General features: G+C 68.6%; 15 protein-coding genes. 5 read left to right on the forward strand and 10 right to left on the reverse strand.

Annotation, left to right across the window (positions count from 1 at the left end; all coding sequences use genetic code 11):
* Positions 1-1,304: serine hydroxymethyltransferase (glyA, locus tag M1L58_RS14580; RefSeq protein ID WP_282578735.1), on the reverse strand; the 1,304-nt coding region annotated here is incomplete at its 3' end.
* A gap of 33 nt (positions 1,305-1,337) precedes the next feature.
* The gene (locus M1L58_RS14585; protein ID WP_248659425.1) at positions 1,338-2,558 is read right to left on the reverse strand and encodes a DUF2268 domain-containing protein; all 1,221 of its coding nucleotides are present in this window, start codon (positions 2,556-2,558) and stop codon (positions 1,338-1,340) included.
* 126 nt (positions 2,559-2,684) lie between these two features.
* Here M1L58_RS14585 and coaA point away from each other — a divergent pair, with 126 nt between their 5' ends.
* Positions 2,685-3,626, forward strand: coding sequence for a type I pantothenate kinase (coaA, locus tag M1L58_RS14590; protein WP_006866043.1), 942 nt, complete (start codon positions 2,685-2,687; stop codon positions 3,624-3,626).
* A gap of 4 nt (positions 3,627-3,630) precedes the next feature.
* Here coaA and M1L58_RS14595 read toward each other — a convergent pair whose 3' ends face one another.
* Positions 3,631-4,203, reverse strand: coding sequence for a TetR/AcrR family transcriptional regulator (locus tag M1L58_RS14595; protein WP_248659426.1), 573 nt, complete (start codon positions 4,201-4,203; stop codon positions 3,631-3,633).
* Positions 4,204-4,275: 72 nt separating this feature from the next.
* Here M1L58_RS14595 and M1L58_RS14600 point away from each other — a divergent pair, with 72 nt between their 5' ends.
* Positions 4,276-5,439, forward strand: a complete 1,164-nt coding sequence (locus M1L58_RS14600) for an acyl-CoA dehydrogenase (protein WP_248659427.1) — start codon at positions 4,276-4,278, stop codon at positions 5,437-5,439.
* Between the two features lie 573 nt (positions 5,440-6,012).
* On the opposite strand, the gene M1L58_RS14605 is transcribed toward M1L58_RS14600, so the two are convergent.
* Positions 6,013-6,501, reverse strand: a complete 489-nt coding sequence (locus M1L58_RS14605) for a carboxymuconolactone decarboxylase family protein (protein WP_248659428.1) — start codon at positions 6,499-6,501, stop codon at positions 6,013-6,015.
* Positions 6,498-7,292 carry an SDR family oxidoreductase gene (locus tag M1L58_RS14610; RefSeq protein ID WP_248659429.1) on the reverse strand — a complete coding sequence of 265 codons (795 nt, stop codon included), beginning with the start codon at positions 7,290-7,292 and terminating at the stop codon, positions 6,498-6,500. Before M1L58_RS14610 ends, M1L58_RS14605 begins: the two co-directional genes overlap by 4 nt.
* Before the next feature lie 97 nt (positions 7,293-7,389).
* Here M1L58_RS14610 and pdxR point away from each other — a divergent pair, with 97 nt between their 5' ends.
* Entirely contained in the window at positions 7,390-8,886 is a 1,497-nt protein-coding gene (gene pdxR, locus M1L58_RS14615; RefSeq protein WP_248659430.1) for a MocR-like pyridoxine biosynthesis transcription factor PdxR, read from the forward strand.
* On the opposite strand, the gene M1L58_RS14620 is transcribed toward pdxR, so the two are convergent.
* Entirely contained in the window at positions 8,845-9,627 is a 783-nt protein-coding gene (locus M1L58_RS14620) for an isoprenyl transferase (RefSeq protein ID WP_006866049.1), read from the reverse strand. The genes pdxR and M1L58_RS14620 overlap by 42 nt on opposite strands.
* 115 nt (positions 9,628-9,742) lie before the next feature.
* On the opposite strand from M1L58_RS14620, the gene trhA reads away from it, so the two are divergent.
* On the forward strand, positions 9,743-10,420 hold the full coding sequence (trhA, locus tag M1L58_RS14625) for a PAQR family membrane homeostasis protein TrhA (RefSeq protein WP_248659431.1): 678 nt from the start codon (positions 9,743-9,745) through the stop codon (positions 10,418-10,420).
* Positions 10,421-10,442: 22 nt separating this feature from the next.
* Here trhA and M1L58_RS14630 read toward each other — a convergent pair whose 3' ends face one another.
* Both M1L58_RS14630 and M1L58_RS14635 read right to left on the reverse strand, forming a co-directional pair.
* Positions 10,443-11,531, reverse strand: coding sequence for a 3-deoxy-7-phosphoheptulonate synthase (locus tag M1L58_RS14630; protein WP_248659432.1), 1,089 nt, complete (start codon positions 11,529-11,531; stop codon positions 10,443-10,445).
* A gap of 250 nt (positions 11,532-11,781) precedes the next feature.
* Positions 11,782-12,228 carry an Lrp/AsnC family transcriptional regulator gene (locus M1L58_RS14635; RefSeq protein ID WP_006866052.1) on the reverse strand — a complete coding sequence of 149 codons (447 nt, stop codon included), beginning with the start codon at positions 12,226-12,228 and terminating at the stop codon, positions 11,782-11,784.
* Positions 12,229-12,325: 97 nt separating this feature from the next.
* Between M1L58_RS14635 and rocD the strand changes: the two genes are divergently transcribed.
* Complete coding sequence (gene rocD / locus M1L58_RS23350; protein ID WP_282578736.1) at positions 12,326-14,422, forward strand: ornithine--oxo-acid transaminase; 2,097 nt, start codon at positions 12,326-12,328, stop codon at positions 14,420-14,422.
* On the opposite strand, the gene M1L58_RS14645 is transcribed toward rocD, so the two are convergent.
* Both M1L58_RS14645 and M1L58_RS14650 read right to left on the reverse strand, forming a co-directional pair.
* Positions 14,414-14,914 (reverse strand): TspO/MBR family protein, encoded by a 501-nt coding sequence (locus M1L58_RS14645; protein WP_248659433.1) that lies wholly within the window; start codon positions 14,912-14,914, stop codon positions 14,414-14,416. The genes rocD and M1L58_RS14645 overlap by 9 nt on opposite strands.
* Positions 14,915-14,966: 52 nt before the next feature.
* The gene (locus M1L58_RS14650) at positions 14,967-16,955 is read right to left on the reverse strand and encodes a thioredoxin domain-containing protein (RefSeq protein ID WP_248659488.1); all 1,989 of its coding nucleotides are present in this window, start codon (positions 16,953-16,955) and stop codon (positions 14,967-14,969) included.
* Between the last annotated feature and the right edge of the window lie 11 nt (positions 16,956-16,966).

A 16,966-nucleotide genomic window follows, 5' to 3' on the forward strand; every position in this document is an offset into this window, starting at 1 on the left:
ATGCGGCTCATCAGTCCCCACTCCTCGAGTCCCTCGTAGAGCGGGAAGTCGAGGGCGAGCTTGGACACCCGGCCGCGCAGGGCCGAGACGTCGGCCGACGAGCCCGCGGCGAGTGCCGTCGCGATGATGTCGGCGACCTCGGTGAACTCTTCGTCGCCGAAGCCACGGGTGGCCAGCGCCGGGGTACCGATGCGCAGACCCGAGGTGACCATCGGCGGGCGCGGGTCGAACGGCACCGCGTTGCGGTTGACCGTGATCCCGACCTGGTGGAGCAGATCCTCGGCCTGCTGGCCGTCGAGGTCACTGTTGCGCAGGTCGACGAGCACGAGGTGGACGTCGGTGCCGCCGGTCAGGACCGAGACGCCGGCCTTGGCGACATCCTCACCGTTGAGGCGTTCGGCGAGGATGCTCGCACCCGACAAGGTGCGGCGCTGACGCTCCGCGAACTCCTCGGTGCCGGCGATCTTCAGTGCGACGGCCTTGCCGGCGATCGCGTGCATGAGCGGTCCGCCCTGCTGGCCGGGGAACACGGCCGAGTTGAGCTTCTTGGCCCACTCCTGCGTGGCCAGGATGATGCCGGAGCGGGGTCCGCCGAGGGTCTTGTGCACGGTCGAGCTGACGACATCGGCGTGCGGCACCGGCGACGGGTGCAGGCCGGCGGCGACGAGTCCGGCGAAGTGCGCCATGTCGACCCACAGGTGGGCGCCCACCTCGTCGGCGATGGAGCGGAACGCCTCGAAGTCGAGCGTGCGCGGATAAGCCGACCAGCCGGCGACGATGACCTTGGGCTTCACGTCGAGGGCGATCTTGCGCACCTCGTCCATGTCGATCCGGAAGTCTTCCTTGCTCACGCCGTAGAAGGCGTTCTCGTAGAGCTTGCCGGAGAAGTTGAGACGCATGCCGTGCGTGAGGTGGCCGCCGTGGGCGAGGTCGAGACCGAGCATGGTCTCCCCCGGCTCCATCAGGGCCTGCAGCACGGCCGCGTTGGCCTGCGCGCCCGAATGGGGCTGGACGTTGGCGAAGTCGGCGCCGAACAGCTCCTTGGCGCGGTTGCGGGCGATGTCCTCGACCACGTCGACGTATTCGCAGCCGCCGTAGTAACGGCGTCCCGGGTAACCCTCGGCGTACTTGTTGGTGAGCACGCTGCCCTGCGCCTGCAGCACCGCACGCGGCACGAAGTTCTCCGAGGCGATCATCTCGAGAGTGTCCCGCTGACGGCTGAGTTCGCCGTTCATGGCGGCGGCGACGTCGGGGTCGAGCTCCGCCAGGGACATCGAGTTCACGGATGACGAGTTCGCGGTCATGGCGACAAGTCTAGGGACCTGCGCCGCGATCCCCTAACCCGCTACCAGCTCACGGCGCAGGCTCGCCGGGATGAGCGGTTCGTCGAGCAGCCGTCCGAAGGCAGCGGCGCGGTCGCCGGCGGCGTCGAGCCAGGTCTCGAGCAGTTGGTAACCCTCGACGTAGGTGCTGATGTAGGCCCGCCACAGCGGCGAGGTGAGGAAGCGCAGCATCTGCCGGGCCCGCTCGGGCGGTGCGAGCAACCAGGTCTGGAGGAAGTCGGCGACGGTGTCGGCGTCGGCGTGCTGGTCGTGCAGCATGAGGGCCGCATCCTGGCGGACGGTCAGCAGTCCGGAGGTCGCGCGTCCGACGCGAATCGCCCGATCGGCGTCGAAGCGCAGGCCGAGGTCGGCGTAGATCTCCTGCGCCCAGGCGCCCCACTCCTTGCCCATGATGGCGGTCAGGGCGTGGTCGGCGAGCCCCTCGGCCATCAGACACTGCGGGGTGTTGACGAGGAAGATCGACTGCTCGTGCTGGCCGGCGCCGACGAGTAGTTGTTCCTTGCGGCAGTGCTCGGTGTGGTGGCCGGGGTAGGCCTCGTGGGCGATCAGGTGCGGGAGCGAGGACATGTACTGCGTGAGGTCGGTGTTGATCGCGACCCGCGACCGGTAGTCGCCGAGGTAGTAGTTGAACCCCGACCACGGCTTGTCGGTGACGACCTCGAAGTCGACGATCTCGTTGTCGGGCAACGGGTACTGCGCGCGAACTCGTTCGCGCAGGGCACCGCTGAACGCCCGGACGCATTCGTCGACCTTGTCGGCGGGGATCTCGTCGGCCCGACGATGGGCGGCGTACGCGTCGCGGAGTTCGTCACCGGTGGCGTCGGCAAGGCCGAGCGCCTCGGCGAGTTCGGCGTGGGCCTGCCGGTAGCGGTCGGCGTCGGCGAGGGCGATGTCGACGTCGAAGTAGGCGCTGACCTCATCGACGAAGGAGATCTCATCGCCGGTGAACTTGCGGGCTGAGCATTCGAGCGCCCGCAGATGGGAGCCGATGAACTCCGCGCGGTCGGCGGGCAGATCTCCGGGGAGTTCGGCGCGCAACGCCCGGGCCTGCGCGGCGAGCTTCGCCGGATCGGGCGCGGGCCCGTTCGCGATCTCGGCGCGCAGGGCCGGGTCGCCGGTGAACGCATCGACGAAGCCTTCTTCCAGCCGGTCGAACGCCAGCCCCAGCCGCAGGTAGTCGGTGACGAGGTCGGGGGTCGCGTGGTCGGCCGGCATACCGGGCACGTTACCGCGAGCGGAGGCCCCGCGTGGACCCACCGCGTCGCGGCGAGCGATGGGCCCTAAGCTGTTACGCATGATGACCCGGGCAGCCGCGCTCACCACTACCCCGGAGCTGCGCTGATGGCTCGCAATGCCAGTGATCGGGACCCCAGTCTGTACCTGGAACTCGACCGCCGGCAGTGGCGCGAACTGCGTGAGTCCATGCCTCTCGTGCTGAACGAGTCCGAGCTCTCCGAGCTCGTGGGCCTCGGTGAGCAGATCGACCTCGAGGAGGTCGCCGACGTCTATCTGCCTCTATCGCGTCTGATCCATCTGCAAGTCGCTGCGCGCCAACGACTGTTCGCGGCCACCTCGACCTTCCTCGGCGAGCGTCAGATCAATCGGCAGGTCCCGTTCGTCATCGGCATCGCAGGCAGTGTGGCCGTGGGCAAGTCGACGACGGCGCGCGTTCTCGCGGCGTTGCTCGCCCGGTGGGAGTCGCATCCGAAGGTCGACCTGATCACCACCGACGGCTTTCTGCTGCCGACGGCGGAGATGCAGCGTCGAGGAATACTGCACCGCAAGGGTTTTCCCGAATCGTATGACCGGCGCGCGCTGCTCCGCTTCGTGACCGAGGTGAAGTCGGGTGCGCGCGAGGTCGCGGCGCCGGTCTATTCACACCTCGCCTATGACATCGTGCCGAACGTCTATCACTATGTGCGGCAACCCGACATCCTCATCCTCGAGGGGTTGAACGTCCTGCAGACCGGCCCGACGCTGATGGTGTCGGATCTCTTCGACTTCTCGATCTACGTCGACGCCAAGATCGAGGACATCGAGGAGTGGTACATCTCGCGCTTCCTGCAGATGCGGACCACGTCGTTCGCCAACCCGGACTCGCACTTTCACGCGTACGCCTCGCTCACCGACGAGCAGGCCACGGCTGCGGCCCGGGACCTGTGGACCTCGATCAACCGGCCGAACCTCATCGAGAACATCCTGCCCACCCGCCCACGCGCCTCGCTGGTGCTCCGCAAGGACGTCGACCACGCCATCAACCGGGTCCGCCTGCGAAAGCTCTGAAAAATCACGCCGGCGTGAGCATCAGATCGACCAGTTCCGCGCTGTGGCGGCCTGCCGCCGCGCGATCCTCCTCGGAATAGGACAGGTGCAGCGCCCCGATCCCCATCGCGAAGATCCAGTTGGCCCGCACGGATGCGATTCTCGGGTCCAGCCCGTGGTCGAGGAGACACCGGCGCACCGCTTCTCGCGCACGACGATCGGAGGTGCGGATACTCGCCTCGGCCTCCGGATCCGAGCGCGCCCATTCCCGCATCGCCCGTTCGATCATCCAGTGGCGCGGACTCGTGAGCTGAGCGATCAGGCCCAGCAGACGATCGCGTGGGGGTAGGCCGGCCAGCGCCGCGAAGTTCTGGTGCTCCTCGTCGCTCCACTCGCCCCATCGTGCGACCAGCGCCGCGCGGTAGGCCGCGATGTCGGTGAAGTGCCAGTAGAAACTGCCTTTGGTGACCCCCATGCGCTTGCAGACGGTGTCGATCTTGATCTGCTTGAACCCCTCCTCGGCCAGGATCGCGTACCCGAGCTCGATCCAGTCGTCGGCCGACAGATGGCCGCCACCTCGCTCTTGCGCTCGCCCCATTCGCTCACCCTAACTGCGCTTTCCGGCCCGAACCGGGTATCCCATACTTTTCTGTATGTTACGTTCCGATCCGTGGACACCCCGACATCCGGAACGGTGCGGATCACCGACGAATTCATCGCTGCCCTGGCCGAACGCGCCGGCCGGGCGGAAGATCTACGGCAACTGCCGGCCGAGACCATCCGCGACGCGACCGACTCCGGCCTCCTGGATCTGTTGATCCCCAGCAGATTCGGCGGACTCGAAGCACCCTTCCCCGAGATCCTCGACCATGTCCGACGCCTGGCCCATGGCTGCACGTCGAGCGCCTGGACACTGGGTTTCTACACGCTGCACGGCTGGATCACCGCGCTGTTCAGCGAGGCGGCGCAGGAGGAGGCATTCGCAGATCGCCCGTACCTCGCACCGGCGCCACTGGCGCCGACCGGGACCGCGGAGCCGCGGGAGGGCGGTTTCTCCCTATCCGGACGCTGGTCCTGGGCCACCGGCATCATGGCAGCCAACTGGGTGATGGTGGGCGCTGTCGTCACCGGCGACCGACCCGACGCCATCCTCGCCCTCCTGCCGATCGACGACGCGCGCGTGGAGGACGTCTGGCACACCGACGGCATGCGGGCGACCGGATCCAACGACGTCGTCATCGAGGACGCCTTCGTACCGGCCCACCGCACGGTCCGGGTTCGAGATCTCTACGCGGGCAGGACACCTGGCGCGACGCTGCACGACAACCACTCGTATCGCTGGCCGATGGTCCCCGCGCTCGCCCTGCTGGCTGCGATGCCCGCCCTGGGCACGGCCGAGCGGGTCGCCGACCTGTACGCGGCACGGCTCTCCGAACGCGTCCTGGCGTACCAGATGGTCAAACAGAAGGACAAGCCCGCGGCGCGGATTCGCCTGGGGGATGCCCGAATCCGACTCCGGGCTCTCCGCGGCCTCCTCGCGGAGACCACGGCGACCATCGACGGCATCCTCGCTGCCGGCGGGACGGTCGACGTCCCCACGCGGGCACAGGCACGTCTTGCCGCGGCCCGCATCGTGAACGAGTCGAGAGCCGTGATCGGCACGCTGCTCGAGGCGTCGGGCGCCAGTGTGCACTTCCTGGACCATCCGGTGCAGCGTGCGCGCCGCGACGTCGACGTCCTGTCCGGCCACGTGGTCTTCGACTACGACGAGATCAGGGAGATCGCCGGATCTCTCGAGATCGGTATGGAGATCTCCCCGTTCGCCATGGCGTAGCGCGGCTGATGCCCGTGGCACCCCTCTACCGGCTGATCCGACAGAGCGCGACGCACCCAGGCCCGATGCCTGATGTGCGAGGAGCGCAAGCGACAGCCGGCCTCGCTGCCTGAGGTGTGAGGAGCGCAAGCGACAGCCGGCCTCGCTGCCTGAGGTGTGAGGAGCGCAAGCGACGAGCCACGAAGGCCTGGTGAGACACCGTCGCCCACCTAACTACCGGTCGACGTCAACCCGACCGGCAGACTTCGATCGACGTCTACCGGTCGAGTTGAGGTTCGGCAGTCGGGATCCGGGCGCTTCTCAGAAGCTGGGGAGATGACCTCGGAACGGTGGCGGGTTGTTGCGGTCCACTCGTCGAGTCGTCGACGGCGGGTGTCGGTTCGCGCCGCCAGCTCGTCGGTGAGTCGTTGCCGGCCGGTTGTTGGGTTGGCTGGATTCAACGACGCGAACGGCGGATCAGGTCGTGTATCAACGACTTCGGAAATACAAGTTTCCCGCGTGACCGATTCCTTCCCGCTTACCGGGTAGCGCTCGCGGGAAGGAAACAGTCCCGCGGGAGGGAACAACCAGCGGTCAGCCGAACGCGGGCGACACACGCCGCTCGTCGAGCCCGGCCGGGTAGCCGCCGGCGATCGCGATCCGGTTCCAGGTGTTGATCATCGCGATCGCGGCGACGAGTTGTCCGGTCTCCACGGCGTCGAAATGTGCTCGCACGTCGTCGAACACGTCATCGGTCACCCCGCCCTCGCCGAGCTCGGTGAGTTGTTCGGCCAACCCGAGGACGGCGCGCTCCCGTGCGTCGAACACGGTTCCGGCCTCGCGCCAGGCCGGGAGCATCAGCAGCTTGTGCGGGTCGATCCGTGCGGCGAGTGCATCGCCGGCGTGCATGTGCAGGCAGTATGCGCAGCCGTTGAGCTGCGACACCCTCATCGAGATCAGCTCGCCGATCTCGGCGTCGACACCCGCCGACGACGCGCGCTGCAGGGCGACGAGAGCCTTGTAGACCGCGGGATTGTCCTGCGGAATCCACATGCGTGTCGACGGGCGGGTCCGGACACTCATCGCGCACTTCCCGCCGGGGCGTCGGCGTGGCGTGCCAACCACTGCTCGAGGGTGGTCGGGGTGACGACATCCGGGTTCGCGGGCACCAGACCCCCGCCGCGGATCGCCGGCCCGCCGACGGGCGCCCCGAGAATCCAGCGCGGCGATCCACGTTGCGCCGCAACGGCTTTTGCCACTCCGAGGAGGTCCATCTCCGCCGGTCCCGCGACCTCGATCTTACGGAGCCCACCCGCCCCGACCGGGGCGGGCGCGGTGGTGGCCGTGTCCGCGACCACCTTCGCCACGTCCTCCGCGGCCGCCGGGCGGCACCGCATCTTCGGCACGATCGCGACGGGACCGACGGCCATCCGCCCCATCATCTGTTCGGCGAGTTCGAACCACTGAACCGACGCGAGGATGGTGAGTGTCGCCGGGTCGACGACGTCGCGGTACGCGGCCTCCTGAGCCGCTTTGCCCTGGTAGTAACCGAATTTCGCGTTCACCGCCGGATCGTCCGCGTTGACGATCGAGACGCAGACGACGTGCCCCACCGCAGCTGCGGTCGCCGCCCGCCCGATGTTGTGCGCCGTCGTCCGGAAGAAGTCGACCGCTTTCTTCGCGCTCAGCGTCTCGACACTGAGGCAGTCGACCACGACGTCGGCCCCGGACATCGCCTGGGCCAGCCCCTCGCCGGTATAGGCGTCGACCCCGGCCGTCCGGTTCGCCCGCACCACCTCGTTGCCGCGCTCGGCGAGCAGATCCGCCACCCGGCTGCCCAGTACCCCGCTCGCTCCGATCACCACGATCTTCATCTCGCCCCTCCTCGCCGACTTCGTCGGTTGTTGTGTCTCCATTTGTCTTCTGGACCTAGGCTAATGCGAGATTAGCGCAAGAAAGTGGTCCAATCTGATGGAAGAAAACAGGGTCAATCAAGGCGACGTCCCTCCCGACCCGTGGGCGGAGGTGGCTGCTCGCCTCGGCGCCGATCTGTTCCTCGACCTGCAGCCGGACCCCGGGGCGAGTGCACGCGGGCGCGGTGCGACGCTGCGTCGAACGCTCATCGAGGCGCTGCGGTCGGCGATCCTCGACGGGCGCCTCCCCGCGGGCACCGCCCTTCCGCCCTACCGTTCGCTCGCCGCCGACCTCGGCCTCGCCCGAGGCACGGTGTCGGCGGTCTATCAGGAGCTGATCGCCGAGGGCTGGCTGACCGCGCGCCAGGGTTCGGCCACACGCGTGGCCGAGGGCGCAGCACGCCCCGACGCCGCCGGACGGGACGACGAACGCCCGCAGGCGCACCCGATGTTCCGCTTCCCGCACGACTTCTCGCTCGGACAGCCGTGCGCCGGCATGTTCCCGCGGACGGACTGGATCCGTGCCACCCGCCGCGTTCTCACCGACGCCGGCGACGATGCGTTCGCACCCGCGCACCCGCAGGGTCGCCCGGAGCTCCGGCACGCCCTGAGCGCATACCTGGGCCGGACCCGCGGCGTCCGCACGACCGCCGACCGGGTGGTCCTCGGGACCGCGGTACAGTCCTCGCTGGAGTTGCTGTCGCGCAACGTCTTCGGCGACGCCTTGGCGGTCGAGAGTCACGGCCTCCCCTTCCATTGGCGGGCCGTCGAACGCGGCGACACCCGAACGATCCCGATCCCCGTCGACAATGAGGGGATGGTGATCGACGACCTCGAGCGCAGCGGCGCCTCGGCGGTCCTGCTGTCGCCGAGCCACCAGTTCCCGACCGGGGTGCCGCTGTCGCCGTCGCGGCGCATGCGGGTCATCGAGTGGGCCCGGCGGACCGGGGCGATCATCGTCGAGGACGACTACGACGGCGAGTTCCGGTACGACCGTGACCCGGTCGGCGCTCTGCAGGCGCTCGGCCCGGATGTGGTGGTCCACGCCGGGTCCATGTCCAAGAGCCTCTCTCCCGCCGTGCGCGCCGGGTGGCTTGCGCTGCCCCCTCAGCTGGTGGACGTCGTGGTGGGCGCCAAAGGACTACGCGAAGGCGACGCGAGCATCGTCGATCAGCTGATCCTCGCCGAGCTCATCGACTCCGGCGCCTACGACCGGCACATCCGCCGCAGCCGGCAGGTGTACCGGCAGCGCCGCGACGCACTCGTCGAAGCCGTCACCGCATGCGGTTTCGCGCTGCCCGGCATCGCCGCCGGACTCCACGCGGTCATCCCGGTCGACCATGCGGTCGAGGGCCCACTCGTCCATGAGGCGTTCCGGCGCGGGATCGGGCTCGTCGGCTTGTCGTTGTTCCGTCACCCGGACGCCGATCCCCTGCCACACGGCGGCCTGGTCGTCGGCTTCGGAACGCCCGCGGCGTCGACCTTCACCGCCGACCTGCAGGCCCTTCGCGACCTACTTGCCGAATCGTCGGCTGCGCGCCGAGTAGTCCCGTAGCGCGCGCAGGAAGTCGACCCGGCGGAACTCCGGCCAGTACGCGTCGGTGAACCAGATCTCCGAATAGGCGCTCTGCCACAACAGGAATCCCGACAGTCGTTGTTCTCCGGAGGTCCTGATCACGAGGTCGGGGTCGGGCTGCCCCTTGGTGTAGAGGTTCGCGTCGATCGCCTCGACGGTGACCGCCTCGATCATCTCCTCGGGAGTGGCACCGGCGGCACGCTTCTCGTCGAGCAGTGCCCGCACCGCGTCGACGATCTCCTGTCGGCCCCCGTATCCGACGGCGACGTTGACGTTCATGCCGTGCCGTTCGGAGGTGCGGTCGGCCGCGGCCCGCAGCCGCCCGGCGACGGCCTCGGGCAGGGCGTCGAGGGTGCCGACGATGCGGATGCACCAGTCGCCGTCGGGCGAGGAGATCTCGTCGACGATGTCGGGCACGATCTCGAGCAGTGCGTCGAGCTCGTCGGACGACCGGTTCAGGTTCTCGGTGGAGAGCAGATAGATGGTGACGGCCTCGATGCCCAGACCCGCGCACCAGCCGAGCATGTCGGCGATGCGCTGGGCACCCACCCGGTGTCCGTGGCTGACGTCGTCGAATCCCGCCTCGCGCGCCCAGCGGCGATTGCCGTCGCAGATGATCGCGACGTGCCGCGGTAGGCGCTGGGTGTCGAGGAGTTGGATGAGTCGACGTTCGTAGATGGTGAGAGCTGGACGGCGCACCCGATCCGGCAGCAGCTTCATCCTTCGCGGCCTCGTGTCACGTGGGACACCTTACGCGCCGGGATGCGAGCAGGATGACCCCGCCGACCTCCACGAGCTTCCCTACAGGCGAGTAAGTTACGGTACCGTAGGTTCCGTGAACACACTGTCGAGCCCGCCCCCCCCGGACGTGGCTGATCGCCCCCGTCTGCGCGGCGTGATCCACCACTACTCCGCCTACGTGGCAGCGGTCGCCGGTATCGCGCTGGTCGTCGGCGCCGCGTTCATCGACGGCGCGGTCGCCGCACTGACGTGCGCGATCTATGCGGTCACCGTCGTCGGACTCTTCACGGTGAGCGCCACCTATCACCGGATTCCGTGGAAAACAGCGCGTGCTCGCATCCGGATGAAGCGTGCCGACCACGCGATGATCTTCCTGTTCATCGCCGGCACCTACACTCCGTTCTGCGCCCTCGGCCTCCCGTCGCCGACGAGTTGGTGGGTACTCGGCATCGTGTGGACCGGCGCGCTCGGCGGGTCGCTGCTGAAGATCCTCTGGCCGGGCGCTCCGCGCTGGCTGGGCGTGACCCTCTACATCCTGCTCGGCTGGGTGATCGTCGTGGTCGCCCCGGCCCTGGTCTCCCAGACCGGCTACCTGATCATGGTCCTGCTGGCCCTCGGGGGCGTGCTCTACAGCGTCGGCGGCGTCCTCTACGCGATGCGCTGGCCCAATCCGTGGCCGCACACCTTCGGCCACCACGAGGTCTTCCACCTCTGCACCGCGGTCGCCGCGTTACTCCACTACGCCGCCGCCTGGCTGGTCGTCGTCAACTGACCAGCCAGGCGCAGGGCGGAACTCAGGCGCGGGCGAGTGCGTCGAGCACGGTGGCGCTGGCCTCCCAGCCCATGCACTTGTCGGTGACGGACTTGCCGTAGACCAGCGGGGTGGCGTCGGTCGACTGCGCGCCGGGCTCGAGGAAGCTCTCCAGCATGACGCCGCTGATGTTCGACGCCTTGCCGGCCTCGCGGGTGGCACGCAGGCTCGCGGCGATCTCGGTCGCGACCTCCGCCTGGCGGACGTGGTCCTTGCCGGAGTTGGCGTGCGAGCAGTCGATCATCACGCGTGCGGGCAGTCCGGCCTTGTCGAGGGCCGCGGCCGCCGACGCGACCGACTCGGCGTCGAAGTTGGGTCCACGGGTGCCGCCGCGCAGGATGATGTGGCAGTCCTCGTTACCCGCGGTCTCGACGACCGCGCCGTTGCCGAAGTCGTCGACTCCGAAGAAGACATGTTCGGCCGCAGCGGCTTTCACACCGTCGATGGCGACCTGGACGTTGCCGTCGGTGCCGTTCTTGAAGCCGATCGGCATCGACAGACCCGACGCGAGCTGGCGGTGGACCTGCGACTCGGTGGTGCGGGCGCCGATGGCACCCCATGCGACGGCGTCGGCGATGTACTGCGGGCTGGTCGGCTCGAGGAACTCACAGCCGACGGGCAGTCCGAGGTCGATGATGTCGAGCAGCAGCGACCGGGCGGTGCGCAGGCCGCGCTCGACGTCGAAGGTGTTGTCCATGCCGGGGTCGTTGATGAGACCCTTCCAGCCGACCGTCGTGCGCGGCTTCTCGAAGTAGACGCGCATGACGATCTTCAGACGATCGGCGTAGGCCTCGGCCAGCGGTGCGAGACGACGTGCGTAGTCGATCGCGGCGATCGGATCGTGCACCGAGCACGGTCCGACGATGACGAGCAGACGGTCGTCGCGGCCGGCGAGGATGTCGGCGATCTCGTCGCGGTCGCGGGCAACCGCCAGCGCACGGCGTGCGGTCAGCGGGAGTTCGCTGCGGACGGTGTCGGGCGACGGGATCGAACGGAAGGACTTGATCCGACGATCGGAGGTCGATTCGGCCTTGTCGGCCGTGCGGGTCGGAAGATCCGGGAGAGTGGTCACGGTATGTGCCTTTCGAGGTCGTGCCCTGTCGGTGATCCGATCGGGGCACGCCTTCACAGTGGTGGAGCCCCGCTCAAAACAAAGAGCAGCGACCGTATGGTCGCTGCTCGGGCTCCGGGTGTTACGTGCGCGCGCTTGGTCAGCGCTTTATCGTGGCCCCACCCGGAGCCTCGATAAAGCGCCAATATGCGCGCACGGTGCTGATCACGGTGACAACACTAGCACAGCGGGTTCTGCGGGTCGCCGGGGTCTACGGATGACCGCGGTCGATCAGTTCACTGAGCACGATGATCGACTCGGACTTGTCGACCGGCCCGGCCGCACGGATGCGCTCGAGCGCCTGCTCGAGGTGGCGGACATCACGGGCCCGCACCCGGAGGATGGCGTCGGCCTGACCCGAGATGGTCGCCGCGCTCACGACCTCGGGAATCGGTTCCCACGACGCCTTGAGTTCATCGGGCGAGATGTTGCCCCGGCAGTACACCTGCACATAGGCCTCGGTGGTCCATTGCATGGCATGCGGGTCGACGATGGCGGTGAATCCCCGGATCACCCCGTCGGCGAGGAGACGGTCGACGCGACGCTTGACCGCCGGCGCCGAGAGCCCGACCTCGTCGCCGATCTGCGCATACGTCGCACGGGCGTCGCGGGTGAGGCAGGCGAGCACCTTCTCGTCGAGATCGTCGAGCGTACGCAACGGATGACCACCTTCCGACCCTGACATGACAATTTGTTGCAGCGATGCGCAATTCACGGCGATTGTTTGCACCAATGGCCGACGATACGCTCGATTCATGACTCTGACGAGCCCGGGCATCGGTGCGCCCCTGGTCCGGGAGGCGCGGCTACGGACCTACGCGATGACCCCACCGGTGCACTTCACCGTGTCCTATGCGATCAATCCCTGGATGGACACCTCGGTCCCCGTGGACACCGACCGCGCCCTCTCCCAGTGGCACACCCTCCGCGCGGCGTACGAATCACTCGGCCACACTGTGCATCTGGTGGACCCGGCGCCCGGCCTGCCCGACATGGTCTACGCCGCGAACGGCGGTCTCAGCGTCGGCGACACCGTCATCGCCGCGAGCTTCGCCTTCCCGGAGCGGGCCGCCGAAGGCGACTTGTACGCGGAGTGGTTCGCCCGCAATGGATTCGGCACGGTCCACCGCACCACGGGCATACAGGAGGGCGAGGGCGACTTCCTGGTCGTCGGCGACCGAATCCTCGCCGGCACCGGTTTCCGCACCCAGCGCTCCGCGCACGACGAGGTCGCCGCGATCACCGGCCGCCCGGTCATCACCCTCGACCTCGTCGACCCGCGGTTCTACCACCTCGACACCGCACTGGGCGTCCTCGACGACGCCACGATCGCCTATTACCCAGCCGCGTTCTCCGAACGCTCACGCCGCCTGCTCGACGACCTGTTCCCCGACGCCCTCATCGCCACCGACGCCGACGCCGAGGTACTGGGCCTCAACCTGGTCTCCGACGGGCTCAACGTCGTGATGACCGATCGCGCACCGCATCTCGAGACACTGCTGCACGACGCCGGGTTCCGTCCGGTGACCGTCGATCTCTCCGAGTTGCTCAAGGGCGGCGGCGGGGTCAAGTGCTGCACCTTGGAACTGAGGAGGACCCGCACCATGTCCGACACGCTCATCCCCCACGATGTGACAGCTCCCGCAGGTCCCACGATCGACGCCGAACCGCATGTGGCACAAAACTATTCCCCTATCCCCGTCACCGCTGCCACCGCCGAGGGCGCGTGGATCACCGATGTCGACGGCAGGCGCCACCTCGACTGCCTGGGCGCTTATTCCGCGGTCAACTTCGGCCACCGCCATCCGCGGATCGTCGCAGCGGCACTCGAACAGATCGAACGGGTGACCCTCACCAGCCGCGCGTTCCGCTCAGACCGTCTCGAGCCGTTCTGCGCCGCCCTCGCGGAGTTGTGCGGCAAGGAGATGGTGTTGCCGATGAACACCGGCGCCGAGGCCGTCGAGTCCGCGATCAAGGTCGCCCGTAAATGGGGTTATGACGTCAAGGGCGTCCCCGACGGCCGCGCGACGATCATCGTCGCCGGCGGCAACTTCCACGGCCGCACCACGACGATCATCTCGTTCAGCGACGACCCCGATGCCCGCACCGGATTCGGACCGTACACACCGGGTTTCGTCCGCGTCCCCTACGGCGACGCCGACGCGATCGCCGCCGCCATCGACGAGACGACCGTCGGCATCCTGCTCGAACCCATCCAAGGCGAAGCCGGCATTGTCGTCCCGCCCGACGACTACCTTCCGCGGGTGCGCACCCTGTGCACCGACAACGACGTCCTGCTGATCGCCGACGAGATCCAGTCGGGCCTCGGCCGGACCGGGCGCACCTTTGCCGTCGAACACTGGGGCGTCGAACCTGACATCTACCTGCTCGGCAAGGCACTCGGTGGCGGGATCGTGCCGGTCAGCGCGGTCGTCGCGAATCGAGAGGTCCTCGGCGTCCTGCATCCCGGACAGCACGGCTCGACTTTCGGCGGCAACCCGCTCGCCGCGGCCATCGGCCACACCGTCGTCGACATGCTGGCCGAGGGCACCTGGCAGGAACGCGCGACCGATCTCGGCGACCACCTCCACACGCGGCTGCGGGAATTCGTCGGTCACGGCGTGGTCGCGACGCGAGGTCTCGGGCTCTGGGCGGGAATCGATCTCGATCCCGCACTCGGCACCGGCAAGGACTTCTGCCTCCGACTCGCCGAGCACGGCGTCCTGGCCAAGGACACCCACGGTTCGACGCTGCGGCTCGCCCCGCCGCTCGTCATCACCGTGCACGAGATCGACTGGGCCATCGAACGATTCGCGGAGGTGCTGGGCGAACTGCGTTCCCGGTCAGCGTGATACGCGCTTGCGGTCGCGGTTGAGCCACCACGTCGACGTCGACAGGACCGTGGCGAAGGCGCACCACGCCGGATAGGCGGCGAGCGCGGCCCCGGCCTTCGGATTCACGGCCGCGGTCCGCCGTGTCAGGTCGGCACTGCTGACCGTGAGGACGGCCGATGCCACCGACGCGGTGCCCAGTGCCCCTCTACCGAAGTAGATCCAACTCCATGCCCCGTTGAGTGCGAGATTGGCACCGAGCGCGGCGATGTACGCCTGCTTCTCGTCTGCGGCCGGCCACTCGCCCAGGCCGTCGATCGTGGTGGCGGAGGTGACCGCGATGTCGGCGTAGAGGGCGGTCCAGGCCACCGGGAACACCCAGGCCGGCGGGACGAAGGGCGGTTTCTTCAGCCTCGGATACCAGGTCTCGACCGCGGGTTTGGTCACCACGCTGCCGATGGCGCCGGCTGCGGCGGTGGCGAGCGAGGTCCCGATCAGAGTGGAGATGCGCATACCCATCAATACCCGTTCCGGCGAATCCGACACCTGCGCCGTCGAGCTGCCCTCAGCCGATCTGGGCGGCCAGGTTCTCCTCGTCCGTGACCGGCAGCCCGCAGACCGTTCCCCGGCACACATAGGCGGCGTCGCGTCCGTCGACCGGACCGCGTGCGACGAGCAGCGGATGCGAATCCTGTTCGCCGGCAACGACGACCGCCCCGCCGGGGACGTGAGCCCAGGCCGCCCGGGTCAGGGAATGATCCGACGCGGGGCCTTCGGCCACGGCTACCTGGATCGGCCCGGCGACCCGCGCCGACATCACCGACATCCAGTGCCCGGCCGATCGCGGCAGCTTGGCGACGATCACCGACGCGCGGGACAGGCTGTCCTCCAGTAGTTCTGCGTAACCGACCGCCTTGGCCGAATCGGCGAGCATCGATGCGGTGAGCAGCGCCTCGGCCATGAGCGACGCCCCCGACGGGGTGGCACCGTCGATCGGATCCCGGGGCCGGGCGATGAGCCCTTCGCCGGTGGCGTCGAACCAGGCTCCGGGCGCCTCCGGGTCGGCGAAGCGCTCGACCGCGGAGTCGAGCAACCCCAACCCAGCACCCAGCCATCGGGTTTCGCCGGTCACCTGGAACAGCGTGAGAAGAGCCGTGCTCAGGGCCGCGTGGTCGTCGAGCCCGCCATCGGTCTCCCCCACGTGCCCGCCGAGCGACGATCGTCGGAGCCGGCCGCCGATGAGGTGCATGCCCAGCAGCTTGTCTGCGCACCGAACGGCGGCGTCGACGTAGGTGGCCTCGCCCAGCCCGGCACCGGCCTCGGCGAGTGCGGTGATCGTCATGGCGTTCCACGCGGTGACGACCTTGTCGTCGCGGGCGGGTTGGACGCGCCTGCCCCGCGCGTCGAGGAGAGCCGCACGTACGGCGTCGAAGCGTTCGCGGTCGTCGGGGTCGGACGGCAGTTGGAGCGTCGAGCGGCCGTGTTCGAAGGTGCCCCGCTCGGTCACGACGAACAGTTCGGCGGCCCAGCGTCCGGTCTCCGGTCCAAGGACCTCGGCGAGCTCCGCCGGCGTCCACACGTAGGTGGACCCCTCAACCCCGGCGGCATCGGCGTCGAGCGACGAGGCGAACCCGCCCGGCACCCGCAGGTCCCGCCGGAGGAAGGTGACCGTCTCCTCGACGACGCGGCGCGCCAGCGGATCTCCGGTCCGCCGTGCGAGATGGGCGTACGCCCGCAGCAGCTGCGCGTTGTCGTAGAGCATCTTCTCGAAGTGGGGCACCACCCAGCCGGCGTCGACCGAGTACCGGGCGAAACCACCGGCGAGCTGGTCGTAGATGCCGCCCCGGGCCATCGCATGCAAGGTCCTTCCGGCGGCGTCGATGGCAGCTGAGTCGCCGGTGCGTTCGGTGTGCCGGATCAGCGCTTCTCCGAGCGCCGAGGGCGGGAACTTGGGTGCGCCGCCGAAACCACCGAACTCGGGGTCCTCCTCGCCGAGGGCGGTGCGGACGCCGTGCGCGAGCAGTCGGTCGTCGACGGCGACGGTGCCCACCGGCAACGGGGCCGTGTTCGCCACGATGTGTTCGCGCACCTTGGCGGCGGTGTCGTCGAGATCGGCTCGACGCTGCGTCCATGCGTCGCTGACCGCGGTCAGAACCTGTCGGAAAGAGGGAATCTGACCGTGCGGCCGCGGCGGGTAATAGGTGCCGGTGTAGAACGGGTCGCCGTCCGGCGTGAGGAAGCAGGTCATGGGCCAGCCACCCTGCCCGGTCATCGCGACGGTGGCACTCATGTAGATGGCATCGATGTCGGGACGTTCCTCCCGATCGACCTTGACGCAGACGAAGTCACGGTTCATCTGCGCCGCGGTGGCGTCGTCCTCGAAGGACTCGTGCGCCATCACGTGACACCAGTGACAGGCCGCGTAGCCGACCGACAGCAGAACCGGCACATCGCGTTCGCGTGCCTGGTTCAGTGCGGCGTCGGACCACTCCTGCCAGTGGACGGGATTGTCGGCGTGCTGCCGAAGATATGGGCTCGTCGCCGAGCCCAGCATGTTCGACGAAC

Source organism: Gordonia sp. C13 (genome assembly GCF_023218005.1).
Lineage (GTDB): Bacteria > Actinomycetota > Actinomycetes > Mycobacteriales > Mycobacteriaceae > Gordonia > Gordonia namibiensis.